Source organism: Actinomadura sp. WAC 06369, from assembly GCF_003947565.1.
In the GTDB taxonomy this organism is placed as follows: domain Bacteria; phylum Actinomycetota; class Actinomycetes; order Streptosporangiales; family Streptosporangiaceae; genus Spirillospora; species Spirillospora rifamycini.
Map to the genome: position 1 here is coordinate 1 of NZ_QHJN01000180.1, position 15,378 is coordinate 15,378.

Consider the following 15,378-nt stretch of genomic DNA (forward strand, 5'->3'; position numbering starts at 1 on the left):
CCCCCCACCCTTGGACTTCTCTTGGTCTCCATGCTTCTCCTGCTGATCGTCGCCGTGCTGGCCGTCGTGGTCCTCGGCGTCGTCGTCCTCGTGGTCGTCCTGGCGTCGCGCAAGTCGCGGCCGGCCCCGGGCCCCGGCGCGTACGGCCCGCCCGGTTACGGCCCCGGCCCGGGTTACGGCCCGGGCCCGGGTTACGGCCCGGGCCACGCCCCCGGACCCGGTTACGCCCCCGGTCCCGGCTACGCTCCCGGCCCCCACGGCCAGGGGCACCACCACCAGCGGCACGACGGCGGATGGGACGGCGGCGCCGGCTTCGACGACTGGACGGGCGGCCACTCCGGCGGCGGACACGGCGGGGACTCCGGCGGCGGATCCGGCGGCGACTCCGGCGGGGGCGGCGGCGACTGACCGCCGCTCGGCGCGCGACCGGTTCGCCGGGGGCAATAGGCTGGAAGCGTCGTGAATCTGATCAATCTTGAGAACGTCGCCAAGTCCTACGGGCCCAAGCCGCTGCTCGACGCCGTCTCCCTCGGCCTCGACGAGGGGGACCGGGTCGGCGTCGTCGGCCGCAACGGCGGCGGCAAGAGCACCCTCGTGTCCGTCCTGGCGAAGGAGACCGAACCCGACGCCGGACGCGTCACGCACGCGCGCGGGCTGCGGCTCGGGCACCTCGTGCAGCGCGACGAGTTCCCCGCGGGCGCGACCGTCCGGTCCGTCGTGCTCGGCGACCGCGCCGAGCACGAGTGGGCCGGCGACACGCGCGTCCGCGACGTCCTCGCCGGGCTGCTGCCCGGCCTCGGCCTGGACGCCCCCATCGCCGGCATGTCGGGCGGCGAGCGGCGCCGGATCGCCCTCGCCCGCCTCCTCGTCCCCGAGTCGGACCTGATCCTGCTGGACGAGCCCACCAACCACCTCGACATCGAGGCGATCGACTGGCTCGCCCGGCACCTGCGGGCCCGCAAGGGCGCCCTCCTCGTCGTCACCCACGACCGCTGGTTCCTCGACGCCGTCACCGACCGCACCTGGGAGGTCGTCGACGGCCGCGTCGAACGCTACGAGGGCGGCTACTCCGCGTACGTCCTCGCCAAGGCCGAACGCGCCCGCATCGCCGCCGCGACCGAGGCCAAGCGGCAGAACCTGCTGCGCAAGGAACTCGCGTGGCTGCGGCGCGGCCCGCAGGCCCGCACGTCCAAGCCCAAGTTCCGGGTCGACGCCGCGCAGGCCCTCATCGCCGACGAGCCCCCGGCCCGCGACTCGGTCGAGCTGACCCGGTTCGCGACCGCCCGGCTCGGCAAGACCGTCATCGACGCCGAGGACGTCACCGTCCGCCTCGGCGACCGCTCCCTCTTCGAGCGCCTCACCTGGCGGCTCGGCCCCGGCGAGCGCGTCGGCCTCGTCGGGGTCAACGGCAGCGGCAAGAGCACCCTGCTCCGCCTCCTCGACGGCACGGTCGCCCCGTCCGCCGGGGCGATGGTGCGCGGCAAGACCGTCCAGCTCGCGCACCTGTCGCAGAACCTGGAGGAACTCGACCCGTCCCGCCGCGTGCTGGAGTCGGTCGAGGAGATCCGCCGCCGCATCACCGTCGGCAAGCGCGACTGGACCGCGAGCCAGCTCCTCGAACGGCTCGGCTTCCCCGGCGACCGGCAGTGGACGCCCGTCGGCGACCTGTCCGGCGGCGAGCGCCGCCGCCTGCAGCTGCTGCGGCTGCTCATGGGCGAGCCGAACGTCCTGCTCCTCGACGAGCCCACCAACGACCTCGACATCGAGACCCTCACCGAGGTCGAGGACCTCCTCGACGGCTGGCCCGGCACCCTCGTCGTCGTCAGCCACGACCGGTACTTCCTCGAACGCGTCACCGACCGCGTCGCCGCCCTCCTCGGCGACGGCCGCGTGTCGATGCTGCCCGGCGGCGTCGACGAGTACCTCGAGCGCCGCGCGTCCGCCCGCGCCGCCTCCACCGGGACGCCCGGCCCGTCCGGGACGTCCGGGACGTCCGGCGCGGCGGCCCCCGAGCAGCCGTCCAAGCCCAAGGGGCAGCAGGACTGGAAGGCGCGCAAGGAGCTGGACCGGCTCGAACGCCGCCTGGAGAAGCTCGCCGCGCAGGAAGCCGAGCTGCACGAGAAGCTCGCCGCGCACGCCACCGACTACGCCAAGCTCCAGGAGCTCGACGGCCGCCTCAAGGAGGTCCGGGCGCAGGCCGCCGAGATCGAGGAGGAATGGCTCATGCTGGCCGAGGACATCGACTGACCGGCATCATGCCCCGATGACGACCTGGATGATCCGGACGGACGCCCCCGGCGACGGCCCCCGGCTGGCCGTGAAGGACGCCATCGACGTCGCGGGGCTGCCCACCACCGCGGGCAGCGCCGCCGTCGCGGCCCTCGCCCGGCCCGCCGAGCGCGACGCCGCCGCCGTCGCGTCCGCCCGCGCGGCCGGCGCCCGCATCGTCGGCAAGACGAACCTCACCGAGTTCTGCCTCGGCTCCGACGGCCTCAACCCCTGGTCCGGCACGCCCGTCAACCCCCTCGACCCGTCCCGCATCCCCGGCGGGTCCTCCAGCGGCTCCGCCGTCGCCGTCGCCGCCGGCGAGGCCGACGTCGCGTTCGGCACCGACACCGGCGGCTCCGTCCGCGTCCCCGCCGCCTGCTGCGGCATCGCGGCCCAGGGGCCCGACGTCGCCGCCGTCGTCCTCGGGATGCGGCTCCTCGAACCCGGCTTCGCGCCCGTCCCGTACGAGCGGGACCGCCCGATCGCCCGGCTCCGGCCGCAGGGCGTCCGCCCCGAGATCGACGCGGCCGTCGACGACGCCGTCCGCCGCGTCGCGGCCCTCGCCGACGTGCGGAGCGAGGAGTTCGACGAGGCCGGCATGGCCAACGGGGCGATCGTCGGGCACGAGGCGTGGGAGGCCGACGGCCGCTACCTCGACCGGCCCGACCTCGTCAGCGAACGCATGCGGCACCGCCTGCCGCTGCTCAGGAGCATCGCCCGCAAGTACTACCCGTGGGCCCGGGAGGTCCAGCGGGCGCTGCGCGCCGAACTCGACGCGATCCTCGAACGCCACGCCGCGATCGCGCTGCCGGTCCTGCCGACCGTCGCGCCCGAACCCGACGACGACCTCCAGGGCGACCTGCCCCTCACCCGGCTCACCGGCCCGGTGAACGTCGCGGGGCTTCCCGCGTTCGCGCTGCCGGTCCCGCTGCCGGGCTCGCACCTGCCGGCGTCCGTCCAGCTCATCGGGCCCGCGGGCGGCGAGGAGCGGCTCTGCGGCCTGGCCGCCGCGATCGAGGCCGCCCTCCGCCGGGACGGCTAGTCGCGCGCGGTGTCGAAGGGGACCAGCAGCGTGCGCAGCAGCCCCGCCAGGGCCTCGTGCTGCGCCGGACTGAGCCCCGCGAGGATCGCCTCCTCGCGGGCCAGCAGGTCGGCGAACGCCGCGTCCACCCGGGTCAGTCCCGCCTCGGTGAGCCGCACCTGGACGCCGCGCTTGTCCTGCGGGTCCGGGTGCCGCTCCACCAGCCCCGCCGCCGCCAGCCGGTCGATCCGGTTCGTCATCGTGCCCGACGTGACGAGCGTCGCGCGCAGCAGCCGTCCGGGGCTCAGCTGGTACGGGGCGCCCGCCCGCCGCAGCGCCGTGAGCACGTCGAACTCCCACGACTCGAGGTCGTGGGCCACGAACACGGCCCGCCGCGCCCGGTCGAGGTGACGGGCCAGCCGCGACACGCGGCTGAGGACCTGCAGGGGGCGCACGTCCAGGTCCGGGCGCTCGGTCCGCCACGCCTCGACCAGGCGGTCGACCTCATCCTCCATGCGGCAAGCCTACCTGTCTTGATATCGAGATACCTCAGAGAGGGCGTGAGGGGACCCTAACCCCCGCGATCTCCCGCCCACAGATCACCCCCACGGCCCCGGACCCGGCCGCGCCGCCTCGACCGCCGGGTGGCCGATTCCCGTGATTCTTGACATCAAGATAAGAGGGCGGCATCATGTGTCTTGATGTCGAGACACGCCGAGGCCGTTTGGGACCCCGCGCAGTACGGGGTCTACGGAGACGAACGCTTCCGGCCGTTCCGCGAACTCGTGGAACGGCTCGGCGACGTCGACCCCCGGCGCATCGTCGACCTCGGATGCGGGAGCGGGGAGCCGGCCGCGACGCTGGCGGGCCGCTGGCCCGGCGCCGTCGTGGAGGCCCTCGACTCGTCGCCCGAGATGATCGACGCCGCCCGCGCCCGCGAGATCCCCGGGCGGCTCGCCTTCCGCGTCCAGGACCTCCGCACCTGGGACGGGCACGACGTCGACCTCATCGTGTCCAACGCCGTCCTGCAGTGGGTCCCCGAACACCTCGAACTGCTGCCCCGCTGGGCCGCCGCCCTCGCCCCCGGCGGACGGCTCGCCTTCCAGGTGCCCGGCAACTTCGCCGCCCCCAGCCACGCGATCCTCCGCGAACTCTGCACCTCCGACCGGTGGGCCGCGCGCCTCGCCCGCACCGTGCGCGACGCGCCCGTCCTCAGCGCCGAGGGGTACCTCGACCTCCTCGCCGGCCATGGCTGCGCCGTCGACGCCTGGGAGACCACCTACATGCAGACCCTGACGGGCGACGACCCCGTCCTCGAATGGGTCAAGGGCACCGCGCTGCGCCCCGTCCTCACCGCCCTCGACGCCCCGGACGCCGACGCGTTCGTCGCCGAGTACCGCGACCGCCTGCGGGACGCCTACCCCGCGCGGTCCCACGGCACCGTCTACCCGTTCCGGAGGATCTTCGTGATCGCCCGACGCACCTAGACCACGGCGCCGCCCGCCCGTCCGGGGACAGCGAATCGTTCCCCTGCGGTGTGCGAGACCCGGACGGGCGGGCGGCGGCGGGCGACCGACACGGTCGCAGCACAGCCCCGGCGTCGCGACCCGACGTCGGCGACCCCGGTCGGCGGTCGCCCGGACGAACTCCGGACGGCCGCCGACGCATGTACGGGCCGCCTACTCCGGCTCGTCCGCCTCATCGTCCCGGCGCACTTTGCCCTGCGCGCGCGCCGCGGCCTTCTCCTCCTTGGCGGCGATCTTCTCCGCCCGCTTCCGCTCGCGCTCCAGCTCCTTGCGCCGCCGCCGCGGATCCAGCGACGGACGCTGCTCCAGCCCCGACAGCCCGTTCCACGCCAGGTTCACGATGTGCGCCGCGACGTCCTCGCGGCGGGGCTTGCGGACGTCCAGCCACCACTGGCCCGTCACCGCCACCATCCCGACCAGGCTCTGCGCGTACAGCGGCGCGAACTTGTCGTCGTACCCGTGCCGGTCGAACTCCTGAGCGAGGATGTACTCGACCTCCCCGGCGATCTCGCTCAGCAGGCTCGCGTAGCTCCCGGTACCGGTGCCGCCGTGCGAGTCGCGGACGAGGATGCGGAACCCGTCCGGGTTGCTCTCGATGTACTCCAGGAGCCCCAGCGCGGCCTTCTCCAGCTTGCCCCGGTAGTGCCGCGCGGACGTCAGCGCCTCCGTCACGAGCCGCAGCAGGCCCTCGAACTCCCGGTCCACCACGACCGCGTACAGGCCCTCCTTGCCGCCGAAGTGCTCGTACACGACCGGCTTGGAGACGCCCGCCGCGGACGCGATCTCCTCCACCGACGTGCCGTCCAGGCCGCGCTCGGCGAACAGCGTGCGTCCGATGGTCAGCAGCTGCTCGCGGCGTTCCTTGCCGGTCATCCGCTTTCTGCGGGTCCTTGGAGCGGGTTCTGTCACAGGGTCAATTGTGACGCTCAAGCGGGCTGCTTCGTCCGCCGGGCGGCGAGCCGCTCGTCGTTCGGCCACCGGACGTCGTACGCCCAGCCGGCCTTCTCGAAGCCCTGGATGAACCGGGCGCTGATGTCGATCTGACCCTTCAGCACGCCGTGCCGCGCGCACGTCGGGTCCGAGTGGTGCAGGTTGTGCCAGGACTCGCCCAGCGACGGGATCGCCAGCCACCACACGTTCCGCGACTTGTCACGGACCTCGAAGTGCTCCTTGCCGAACGTGTGGCAGATCGAGTTGATCGACCACGTCACGTGGTGGACGAGCGTGATCCGCACGAAGCCCGCCCAGAACAGCGCCGTCAGGAAGCCCGTCCACGACATCGTGATGAGCCCGCCGAGCACCGCCGGCAGCAGGAACGACACCGCCACCATCGCCGGGAACAGCCGGTGGATCCGGGTCAGGTCGCGATCGTTCAGCAGGTCCTTGGCGAACCGCGGCTTGGACGTCTGCTCCGCGTCGAACAGCCACCCGTAGTGCGCCCACACCAGCCCCTTCAGCAGGGCCTTCCAGTCGTTGCCGAAGCGCCACGGCGAGTGCGGGTCGAACTCCTTGTCCGAGTGCTTGTGGTGGCGCCGGTGATCGGCCACCCACGTGATGACCGGACCCTGGATCGCCATGCTCCCGGCCAGCGCCAGAAAGATCTTCAGCGGCCGCTTCGCCTTGAACGACCCGTGCGTGAAGTACCGGTGGTACCCCACCGTGATCCCGCCCGCGGTCAGGACGTAGAACACCGCGGCGAGCGCGACGTCCGTCCAGCCGAGGAAGCTGCCCCACGCCAGCGGCACCGCCGCGATCAGGGCCAGGAAGGGCACGCCGGTGAACACCGCGACGAGGAGTCGTTCGGCGTTGCCCTGCTCTTCGGGTGCGAGTTCGGGGCGCCGCTGCGGGCGCGGAGGATCCACCGTCGTGGCTGTCGTCATGCGTCACCACTTCCTGCAACTCGGGAGGTCTTACCTACGCCAACGTAACCTACGGAACCGTAGGTACGACAGGTCCGGTCGGTAAAATCAATCGGGATGTGTCCCTCGGGTCACAGAACTCTCGCTTCTCGACCGTGCCCCCGCGGAAGGACGCGCAATGGCCCTCACCCTGGACGAACGCTCGGCGCGCGCCGAAGGTTCGCTCGTCGGCCTGTCGGTCGGCGACGCCTTCGGCGACCAGTTCTTCCTCCTCGTCAACCGGGACGTCTCCACGGAGACCGGCGTGCCGCCCGGGCCGTGGAACTGGTCGGACGACACGGAGATGGCGTGCTCCATAACCGACGCCCTAAACCAATCCGGGCAAATCAACCAGGACGACCTCGCCCGGGCCTTCGCCGAACGCATGGACATCGGCCGCCGCTACGGCGCCGGCGCCCTCGAACTCCTCGAGCGCATCCGGGACGGCGACGACTGGCGCCGCGCCTCCCGCGAGGCGTTCGGCGGCAACGGCTCCTACGGCAACGGCGCCGCCATGCGCGTCGCCCCCCTCGGCGCCTACTTCTGCGACGACCTCGACCGCGCCGCCGAGCAGGCCGTCCTGTCCGCCGAGATCACCCACGCCCACCCCGAGGGCGTCGCGGGCGCCGTCGCGATCGCCGTCGCCGCGGCCCTCGCCGCGTCCCGTCCCGGCGCCCCCGTCGAGCCCCGCGAGCTGATCGAGACCGCGCTCGACCGGACGACGATGGGCGAGTACGTCCGCCGCGGCCTGCGCCGCTCCCTCCGACTCCTCGCCGAGACCCCGCGGGAAGCGGCCCGCGAACTGGGCAACGGCAACCGGATCACCGCGCAGGACACCGTCCCCTTCGCTCTCTGGGCCGCCGCCACCCGCCTGGACGACTACGAATCGGCCGTCCGCGCGTGCGTCCAGGTCGGCGGCGACATGGACACCACCGCCGCCATGGCCGGCGGCATCATCGCCGCCCACCGCGGCCCCGCCGCCGTCCCCGCCCCCTGGCTCCAAGCCCGCGAGCCCCTCCCGGACTGGCTCACGTCGAGCCGGGCGAACCGGTCCGAGAACATCGATAACGGTAAGTAACTATACGGCAACGGAACGTTAAAGTCGGTGGTAAAGTCCACCCCATGGGTGGACCGATGCCGGACGAGATCCGGGACAAGCTCAAGCCGAAGGCCATCGAACTCCGCAAGCAAGGCTGGACCTATCGCGAGATCGCGGGCTCGCTGGGAATCGCCATAGGAACATGCTCCTCATGGTTAAGGGGTGTGCCCGCGCCGCCACGGCGGGGACATGACCAAGAGCGCGTGGCGGCGATGTGGAAGGCGCGTTGGGAGCCGTTCCATGTCGCTCGTGAACAGGAGCGTCAAGAGGTCAAGCTCGCCGCCTGCCGTGAGGTGGGTGAACTGGACGACCGGGCCGTGCTGACGCTGGGGGCGGTCATCTACTGGTGCGAGGGCTCCAAGGACAAGATTTATAGGAGGCAGGAGAAGGTCCGGTTCATCAACAGCGACCCCGCGTTGATCGCCTTCTTCCTTCGCTTTCTGCAGGTGGCGGGCGTCCGGGCCGACCAGATCCGGTACCGGCTCCACATCCACGAGACGGCCGATGTCGACGGAGCGGCGAGGTGGTGGGCCGAATTGGCGGGGGTGCCGGTGGAGGAGTTCCAGAAGCCGACGATCAAGCGCCACCGGGCCAAGACGAACCGGAAGAACCTCCTCGACGAGTACAGAGGGTGCCTGCAGGTCTCGGTCAACAACGGCGCTGACCTCTACCGGAGAATCGAGGGCTGGGCCTTCGGCACCCTCCTCGGTGAGGAGGCGGCGCGGGCGTACCTGCGACATCGGTCGGACGCGGCGCTCGCCGAGATCGTCGGAGCCCCTCACGCCCGCCCGAATTGATGTGGGGGGCCGTCGTCGGGCCGGTATCGTGGGACCGGCAGCCTCTCCGGCAGGGGCCTGCCGGTCCGCCGTGGCGTAATTGGTAACGCAGCGGGTTTTGGTCCCGAAGACTCCAGGTTCGAGCCCTGGCGGCGGAGCTGTCCGGTATGTCTGATGCGTGATCGGGCGGTGGGCGGGGGATGACGCCTGCGTGTCGGGCGGTATCCTTCGGGATGTCGGGCCGACGTGCCCTGCGGCGCGTGTCGTCGCAGGTCGGCCCGTACGTCAACCCGTCCGCGATGCCGAGGAGCCTCCTTGTGAGCGCCAGCCGTCCGGCCGCCGTCATCGTTCTCGCCGCGGGCGAGGGCACCCGGATGAAGTCCCGCACCTCGAAGGTGCTCCACGAACTCTGCGGGCGCAGCATGCTCGGGCATGTGCTGACCGCCGCGCGGGGCCTGGAACCCGAACGGCTCGTCGTCGTCGTCGGGCATCGCAGGGAGCAGGTCGTCGCGCACCTGGACGAGCACGTGCCGGAGGCGCGCGCCGTCGTGCAGGAGGAGCAGAACGGGACGGGTCACGCCGTCCGGATGGCGCTCGAGGAGATCGGGGCCATGGACGGGACGGTCGTCGTGACGAACGGCGACCACCCGCTGCTGCGCGCCGAGACCCTCGCGGAGCTGGTGCGGACGCACGAGGGCGAGGGCAACGCGGTCACCGTGCTGACGACCGAGATGCCGGACGCCACCGGGTACGGGCGGATGATCCGTGCGGCCGACGGGAGCGTCGAGGCGATCGTCGAGCACAAGGACGCGTCGGAGGCCCAGCGGGCCGTCAAAGAGATCAACGTCGGGATGTACGCGTTCGACGGGTCGCTGCTGGAGGACGCCCTCAAGCGGGTGACCACCGACAACGCGGGCGGCGAGGAGTACCTCACCGACGTGGTGGCGATCCTGCGGGGCGACGGGCACCGCGCGGGCGCCCACCTGGTCGCGGACTGGATCGAGACGCAGGGCGTCAACGACCGGGTGCAGCTCGCGCAGGCGCGGCGGCAGCTGAACGACCGCATCCTGGAGGCGCACATGCGGGCCGGGGTGACGATCGTCGACCCGGCGTCCACGTGGATCGACGTGCAGGTGACGGCCGAGGCGGACACCGAGGTCCTGCCGGGCACGCAGTTGCACGGGACGACCCACCTGGAGGCGGGCGCGAAGGTCGGTCCGGGCTGCACGCTGACGGACACGCGGGTCGGGGCCGGGGCGGTCGTGGCGAACGCGGTGGCCAGCGGCGCGGAGATCGGGCCGGAGGCGGCCGTGGGGCCGTACGCGTACCTGCGGCCGGGCACCAGGCTCGCGCGGAAGGCGAAGGTCGGGGCGTACGTCGAGACCAAGAACGCGGACGTGGGCGAGGGCGCGAAGGTGCCCCATCTGACGTACGTGGGCGACGCGGAGATCGGGGCGGGCTCGAACATCGGGGCCGGTTCGGTGTTCGTGAACTACGACGGTGTCGAGAAGCACCGCAGCGTGATCGGCTCCCATGTCCGGGTCGGCAGCGACAACATGATCGTCGCGCCGGTGACGGTCGGGGACGGTGCCTACACGGCGGCCGGTTCCGTGATCGTGCAGGACGTGCCGCCGGGTGCGATCGCGGTGGCGCGGGCGCGGCAGCGCAACGTGGAGGGCTGGGTGGAGCGGCGGCGGGCCGGGACGGCTTCGGCCGAGGCGGCGCGCCGGGCTTCGGACGAGGCCGAGTAGGGCCGCCCTCCGGGGCGCGAGGCAGGGCGGACAGCGGCGTCCCCCGCGAACAACAGACAACCCGTGCGCGCGGACTCATGCGTGCGCGGGGAGTGGGGACAACAACCCACGTGAAGCACAGTTCCATTGAGGGGGAGTCGTTCAAAGGTGAGTGGGATCAAAGCGAGCGGTCAGAAGAAGCTGATGCTCTTCTCCGGCCGAGCCCACCCGGACCTGGCCAAGGAAGTTGCCGACCACCTCCACGTCGAGTTGACGCCGACCTCTGCGTACGACTTCGCGAACGGTGAGACGTTCGTGCGGTTCCTGGAGTCGGTGCGCGGCTCCGACGCCTTCGTGATCCAGAGCCACACCGCTCCCATCAACCAGTGGATCATGGAGCAGCTGATCATGGTGGACGCGCTGAAGCGCGCGTCGGCCAAGCGGATCACGGTGGTGGCGCCGTTCTTCGGGTACGCGCGGCAGGACAAGAAGCACCGGGGGCGGGAGCCGATCTCGGCCCGGCTCATGGCGGACCTGTTCAGCACGGCCGGCGCGGACCGGGTGATCACGGTGGATCTGCACACCGCGCAGATCCAGGGGTTCTTCGACTGTCCGGTGGACCACCTGTTCGCGCTGGACCTGCTGGCCCGGCACTTCGAGAGCAGGCTGGACCTGTCGAACGTGACCGTGGTGGCGCCGGACGCGGGCCGCGTGCGGGTGACGGAGCGGTGGAGCGACCGGCTGGGCGGCGTCCCGATGGCGATCATCCACAAGAAGCGCGACCCGGACGTGGCGAACGAGGTCAAGGTCTTCGACGTCGTCGGCGAGGTCGAGGGCCGGACCTGCGTCGTGGTGGACGACATGATCGACACGGGCGGGACGATCGTGAAGGCGGCGGACGCGCTGTTCGAGAACGGTGCGACGCGGGTGGTCGTGGCGGCGACCCACGGCGTCCTGTCGGGTCCGGCGGTGGATCGGTTGAAGAACTCGCGGATCTCCGAGGTGGTGCTGACGAACACGCTGCCCATCCCGGAGGACAAGCAGTTCGACAAGCTGACGGTGCTGTCGATCGCGCCGCTGATCGCGCGGGCGATCAACGAGGTGTTCAGCGACGGTTCGGTGACGAGCCTGTTCGGCGGCCACAGCTAGGGCGCCGTTTCCGCGTCGCCGCGCGTGCCCGGTCCGCCGTTCGGTGGGCCGGGCGCGCGTGTTCCGGGCGTCCGCGTGTCCCCCGGATGGATCGCGCGTGACACGGATCGGCTAGACTTGCTGAATCCCGCGTATGCCCTTGGGTCGTTCAGTGCGGTGCCGGTTCGGTCCCGTGCTCCCCGGGGGAACGCAAAGAATCTTCGAGGCGCCTGACGCATCGAGCATCGCCTGATTCGCTTTTGTCCGTAGCGGACGTCCGATGGCGGACGGCCGTGGATCGCAACAACGAGGAGTTTTCGCCGTGTCCGAGGTACGCATTGCCGCCGAGCCGCGCACCGAGTTCGGTAAGGGTGCCGCGCGGCGCACCCGCCGGGCCGGCAAGGTGCCCGCCGTCCTCTACGGTCACGGCACCGACCCGACGCACATCTCGCTGCCGGGCCACGAGCTGATGATGGCGCTGAAGACGCCGAACGCGCTGCTGGCCATCGAGGGGCTCGACGGCGGGAAGCAGCTGGCGCTGCCGAAGGACGTCCAGCGCGACCCGATCAAGGGCTTCCTGGAGCACGTCGACCTGCTGATCGTGAAGCGCGGCGAGAAGGTCGTCGTGGACCTGCCGGTGAACGTGGTCGGCGACGTGGTCGCGGGCGGCGTCGTGTCGCAGTCGGTCGTCGAGATCCAGGTCGAGACCGAGGCCACGCGCATTCCGGAGTCGGTGGAGCTGGACGTCAGCGGCCTGGCGGTCGACTCGCAGGTGCTGGCGAAGGACCTGAAGCTGCCGGCGGGCACGACGCTGGCGGCGGACGAGGAGCTGCTGATCGTGCAGATCACCGACGCGACGGCGTCGGCGGGCGCGACGGAGGGGACCGAGGCGGCGCCGGCCGGCGAGGGGCCCGCGACGGACGTCAACACCCCCGAAGCGAGCGAGTGACGTTTCCCCGGGTGCCGGTGGCGCCCGGGTGACCGGTTGCGGCCGTGCGGGCCGCGCCGCGACGTGTGACGGCCTCCGCCGGTGTGCGCACCGGCGGGGGCCGTCGTCCGTTCGAGGATGTGCGGTGAGGGAGTTCGGGTGAGCGCGGGCATGTGGCTGGTCGTGGGCTTGGGTAATCCGGGGCCGAAGTACGAGGGCAACCGGCACAACGCGGGGTTCATGGTGCTGGACGTTCTCGCGGGGAGGGTCGGGGGGTCGTTTAAGGCGCACCGGTCGAAGCTGTTCGGGTCGCGGTCGGACGTGCTGGAGGGGCGGCTGGCGGGGGAGCGGGTCGTGCTGGCGAAGCCGCGGTCGTTCATGAACGAGTCGGGCGGTCCGGTGAAGGGGCTGCGGGACTTCTACAAGGTGCCGCTGGAGCGGGTGGTCGTCGTCCACGACGAGCTGGACGTCCCGTTCGGGGCGGTGCGGTTGAAGAAGGGCGGCGGCGACAACGGCCACAACGGGCTGCGGTCGGTGACGCGGTCGCTGGGGGACCGGGAGTACCTGCGGGTGCGGTTCGGGGTGGGTCGCCCGCCGGGGCGGATGGACGCGGCGGCGTTCGTCCTGAAGGACTTCTCGGCGGCGGAGCGGCGCGATCTGGGCGTCGAGGTGGAGCGGGCGGCGGACGCGGTGGAGGCGTTGCTCGGAGACGGCTTGGCGGCGGCGCAGAACACCTATCATTCGGGTTGATCCCGGGCACCGGCGCAAACGGGGGTTATGGGTTTCTTCCTGGGAGTTCCAAGACTCAGGTGAACCCCGGAGGGCCCTCAGGCGTCCCTGAGGTGGATCGGTCTTTTCGGGGCGGGCGTTACAAGGGTTGGTGAGGGCGTATGGCCGTCGTTGACAAGGTTTCGACCGAGTCATCGATCCGCCACCATAAGCGGTACTCGCAGACCCAGGACTGGAGCGCGCGGTACCGGAGGGTCGCGGGGTTCCTCGACTTCCTCAGCATGCTGGCGGCGGGTGTGATCGCGTTCGTGCTGCGGTTCCCGGGCGTGCCGGGCGAGTGGCACACGCCGTACATGGTGCTGACGGTGGCGCTGCCGCTGATGTGGGTGCCGGTGCTGATGCTGTGCCGGGCGTACCAGCCGCGGTACATCGGGGTGGGGTACGAGGAGTTCCACCGGGTGCTGCGGGCGGGGTTCATCTTCACCGCGGGCATCGCGATCATCGCGTACGCGTCGAAGACGGACGTGGCGCGCGGCTACGTGGTGATGGCGATGCCGCTGGGGACGTTCCTGGCGGTGCTGGCGCGGTACCAGTTGCGGAAGTGGCTGCACCGGAAGCGGTGGCACGGCCAGTACATGCGGCGGGTGGTCGCGGTGGGGCATCGCACGTCGGTGGAGGACCTGATCCGGCTGCTGCGGCAGAAGCGGTACCACGGGATGGACATCGCGGCGGTGTGCCTGCCGCCGGCGCTGGTGACCGGGGACGACGCGGTGGCCGAGGTGGAGGGCGTCCCGGTGCTGGGCGACTTCGGGCAGACGGCGGCGGTCGCGGAGCGGGTCGGCGCCGACTCGGTGGCGGTGCTGGCGTGCCCGGAGCTGGACGGGACGGCGCTGCGGCGGCTCGCGTGGCAGATCGAGCGGAACGACGTGGAGCTGGTGGTGGCGCCGGCGCTGATGGACGTGGCGGGGCCGCGGATCTCGATCCGGCCGGTGTCGGGGCTGCCGCTGCTGCACGTGGAGCATCCGGAGCTGGACGGCGGCCGGAAGGTGCTGAAGGGGCTGTTCGACCGGGCGGCGGCGCTGGCCGGGCTGCTGGCGCTGAGTCCGCTGCTGCTGGTGGTCGCGGTGCTGATCAAGGCGACGAGCCCGGGCCCGGTGATGTTCCGGCAGACGCGGGTGGGGCGCGGCGGCCGGGAGTTCACGGTGCTGAAGTTCCGGACGATGGTGCAGGACGCGGAGGCCCGGAAGGCGGAGCTGCTGGCCAGCAACGAGGGCGACGGCGTGCTGTTCAAGATGCGGGCGGATCCGCGGATCACCCGGGTGGGGCGGTGGCTGCGCCGCTACTCGCTGGACGAGCTGCCGCAGCTGATCAACGTGTTGCGGGGCGACATGTCGCTGGTGGGTCCGCGGCCGCCGCTGCCGGACGAGGTGGCGCAGTACGGCGGGGACGTGTACCGGCGGCTGGTGGTGAAGCCGGGCCTGACGGGGCTGTGGCAGGTGAGCGGGCGCTCCGACCTGACGTGGGAGGAGTCGGTGCGGCTGGACCTGCGGTATGTGGACAACTGGACCCTCGCGCTGGACCTGCAGATCATCTGGAAGACCTGGTCGGCGGTGGTGCGGGGGTCGGGCGCGTACTAGCCGCCCCGAGGGGTCGCCCGTCCGGGCGGCCGTGAGATTGTAGACCGGGCAGACCAGTCGAGTCGGGAATGTGGTCGAGGATGACGGATCAAGCGGTGGCGGACGATCACGCGCTGGCGGCGGAGCTGGCCGCGGCGGCGGGGCGCCTGCTGCTGGGCGTGCGGGACGAGATGGGGTTCGGCGACGCGCGGGCCCTGAAGGACACGGGCGATCTGCGGTCGCACGAGTACCTGATGGGGGCGCTGGCGGAGCGCTGTCCCGATGACGCGATCCTCTCCGAGGAGGGCCGCGCGTCGGTGGCGGGCAAGCGGGCCGAGGGCGTGGACGCCGCGCCGACGGCGAACACCGCGACCGCGGCGCGGCTGTCGGCCGACCGGGTGTGGATCATCGACCCGCTGGACGGCACCCGGGAGTTCTCCGAGGAGGGCCGCCGCGACTGGGCGGTGCACGTGGCGCTGTGGGTGCGGGACGGTTCCCCGGCGGGGCGGCTCGCGGCGGGCGCGGTGGCGCTGCCGGCGCAGGGCGTGACGCTGCGGACGGACGCGACGGGCGGTGCGTCGCTCGTCCGGGAGGAGCCGAGCGCCGCGGACGCGGTGACGGGCGGTGCCGGTGCGGGGGGCGCGGGGTCGGTCGTGGAC

At 72.1% G+C, this 15,378-nt stretch carries 15 protein-coding genes and 1 tRNA gene; 13 read left to right on the forward strand and 3 right to left on the reverse strand.

The window, feature by feature from the left end; genetic code table 11:
- Positions 1 to 30 precede the first annotated feature (30 nt).
- From DMH08_RS40510 to DMH08_RS33200, 3 genes are read left to right on the forward strand one after another with little or no spacing between them, the layout of a single operon-like run.
- On the forward strand, positions 31 to 408 hold the full coding sequence (locus DMH08_RS40510) for a hypothetical protein (RefSeq protein WP_158642434.1): 378 nt from the start codon (positions 31 to 33) through the stop codon (positions 406 to 408).
- A gap of 51 nt (positions 409 to 459) precedes the next feature.
- Positions 460 to 2,247: an ABC-F family ATP-binding cassette domain-containing protein gene (locus DMH08_RS33195; protein ID WP_125619978.1), complete on the forward strand. Its 1,788-nt coding sequence runs from the start codon at positions 460 to 462 to the stop codon at positions 2,245 to 2,247.
- A gap of 16 nt (positions 2,248 to 2,263) precedes the next feature.
- Positions 2,264 to 3,310 carry an amidase gene (locus DMH08_RS33200; RefSeq protein ID WP_125619980.1) on the forward strand — a complete coding sequence of 349 codons (1,047 nt, stop codon included), beginning with the start codon at positions 2,264 to 2,266 and terminating at the stop codon, positions 3,308 to 3,310.
- Here DMH08_RS33200 and DMH08_RS33205 read toward each other — a convergent pair.
- A complete protein-coding gene (locus tag DMH08_RS33205) occupies positions 3,307 to 3,804 on the reverse strand; it encodes a MarR family winged helix-turn-helix transcriptional regulator (RefSeq protein ID WP_125619982.1) in 498 nt (165 codons plus the stop codon). The genes DMH08_RS33200 and DMH08_RS33205 overlap by 4 nt on opposite strands.
- Before the next feature lie 186 nt (positions 3,805 to 3,990).
- Between DMH08_RS33205 and DMH08_RS33210 the strand changes: the two genes are divergently transcribed.
- The gene (locus DMH08_RS33210; RefSeq protein WP_125619984.1) at positions 3,991 to 4,776 is read left to right on the forward strand and encodes a trans-aconitate 2-methyltransferase; all 786 of its coding nucleotides are present in this window, start codon (positions 3,991 to 3,993) and stop codon (positions 4,774 to 4,776) included.
- A gap of 192 nt (positions 4,777 to 4,968) precedes the next feature.
- Here the strand turns inward: DMH08_RS33210 and DMH08_RS33215 are convergent, their stop codons facing one another.
- Positions 4,969 to 5,688 carry a TetR/AcrR family transcriptional regulator gene (locus tag DMH08_RS33215; RefSeq protein WP_199748125.1) on the reverse strand — a complete coding sequence of 240 codons (720 nt, stop codon included), beginning with the start codon at positions 5,686 to 5,688 and terminating at the stop codon, positions 4,969 to 4,971.
- 53 nt (positions 5,689 to 5,741) lie between these two features.
- Complete coding sequence (locus DMH08_RS33220; RefSeq protein WP_026402238.1) at positions 5,742 to 6,695, reverse strand: acyl-CoA desaturase; 954 nt, start codon at positions 6,693 to 6,695, stop codon at positions 5,742 to 5,744.
- Positions 6,696 to 6,852: 157 nt separating this feature from the next.
- Here DMH08_RS33220 and DMH08_RS33225 point away from each other — a divergent pair, with 157 nt between their 5' ends.
- From DMH08_RS33225 to DMH08_RS33265, 9 genes are all read left to right on the forward strand, one after another.
- Entirely contained in the window at positions 6,853 to 7,791 is a 939-nt protein-coding gene (locus DMH08_RS33225; protein ID WP_125619986.1) for an ADP-ribosylglycohydrolase family protein, read from the forward strand.
- A 56-nt stretch (positions 7,792 to 7,847) separates the two neighbouring features.
- On the forward strand, positions 7,848 to 8,609 hold the full coding sequence (locus DMH08_RS33230; RefSeq protein WP_125619988.1) for a hypothetical protein: 762 nt from the start codon (positions 7,848 to 7,850) through the stop codon (positions 8,607 to 8,609).
- 64 nt (positions 8,610 to 8,673) lie between these two features.
- Positions 8,674 to 8,746 (forward strand) — tRNA-Gln (locus DMH08_RS33235).
- Between the two features lie 159 nt (positions 8,747 to 8,905).
- Positions 8,906 to 10,339: a bifunctional UDP-N-acetylglucosamine diphosphorylase/glucosamine-1-phosphate N-acetyltransferase GlmU gene (gene glmU / locus DMH08_RS33240; RefSeq protein WP_125619994.1), complete on the forward strand. Its 1,434-nt coding sequence runs from the start codon at positions 8,906 to 8,908 to the stop codon at positions 10,337 to 10,339.
- A 147-nt stretch (positions 10,340 to 10,486) separates the two neighbouring features.
- Positions 10,487 to 11,467 carry a ribose-phosphate diphosphokinase gene (locus tag DMH08_RS33245; RefSeq protein ID WP_026402236.1) on the forward strand — a complete coding sequence of 327 codons (981 nt, stop codon included), beginning with the start codon at positions 10,487 to 10,489 and terminating at the stop codon, positions 11,465 to 11,467.
- A 301-nt stretch (positions 11,468 to 11,768) separates the two neighbouring features.
- Positions 11,769 to 12,395: a 50S ribosomal protein L25/general stress protein Ctc gene (locus DMH08_RS33250; protein ID WP_026402235.1), complete on the forward strand. Its 627-nt coding sequence runs from the start codon at positions 11,769 to 11,771 to the stop codon at positions 12,393 to 12,395.
- Positions 12,396 to 12,512: 117 nt separating this feature from the next.
- Positions 12,513 to 13,124, forward strand: coding sequence for an aminoacyl-tRNA hydrolase (pth, locus tag DMH08_RS33255; RefSeq protein ID WP_125619990.1), 612 nt, complete (start codon positions 12,513 to 12,515; stop codon positions 13,122 to 13,124).
- A 140-nt stretch (positions 13,125 to 13,264) separates the two neighbouring features.
- Complete coding sequence (locus tag DMH08_RS33260) at positions 13,265 to 14,740, forward strand: sugar transferase (protein ID WP_026402233.1); 1,476 nt, start codon at positions 13,265 to 13,267, stop codon at positions 14,738 to 14,740.
- Between the two features lie 80 nt (positions 14,741 to 14,820).
- Positions 14,821 to 15,378 (forward strand): inositol monophosphatase family protein (locus DMH08_RS33265; protein WP_325052963.1); only part of this gene is annotated, 558 nt, incomplete at its 3' end.

Bases quoted from the DNA above. Each gene is read 5' to 3' on its own strand.
- DMH08_RS33225 (WP_125619986.1), top strand. From the start codon at position 6,853: ATGGCCCTCACCCTGGACGAACGCTCGGCGCGCGCCGAAGGTTCGCTC.
- DMH08_RS33205 (WP_125619982.1), bottom strand. From the start codon at position 3,804: ATGGAGGATGAGGTCGACCGCCTGGTCGAGGCGTGGCGGACCGAGCGC.
- DMH08_RS33220 (WP_026402238.1), bottom strand. From the start codon at position 6,695: ATGACGACAGCCACGACGGTGGATCCTCCGCGCCCGCAGCGGCGCCCC.
- DMH08_RS33230 (WP_125619988.1), top strand. From the start codon at position 7,848: ATGCCGGACGAGATCCGGGACAAGCTCAAGCCGAAGGCCATCGAACTC.
- DMH08_RS33200 (WP_125619980.1), top strand. From the start codon at position 2,264: ATGACGACCTGGATGATCCGGACGGACGCCCCCGGCGACGGCCCCCGG.
- DMH08_RS33215 (WP_199748125.1), bottom strand. From the start codon at position 5,688: ATGACCGGCAAGGAACGCCGCGAGCAGCTGCTGACCATCGGACGCACG.
- DMH08_RS33210 (WP_125619984.1), top strand. From the start codon at position 3,991: ATGTCGAGACACGCCGAGGCCGTTTGGGACCCCGCGCAGTACGGGGTC.
- DMH08_RS40510 (WP_158642434.1), top strand. From the start codon at position 31: ATGCTTCTCCTGCTGATCGTCGCCGTGCTGGCCGTCGTGGTCCTCGGC.
- pth (WP_125619990.1), top strand. From the start codon at position 12,513: ATGTGCGGTGAGGGAGTTCGGGTGAGCGCGGGCATGTGGCTGGTCGTG.
- DMH08_RS33260 (WP_026402233.1), top strand. From the start codon at position 13,265: ATGGCCGTCGTTGACAAGGTTTCGACCGAGTCATCGATCCGCCACCAT.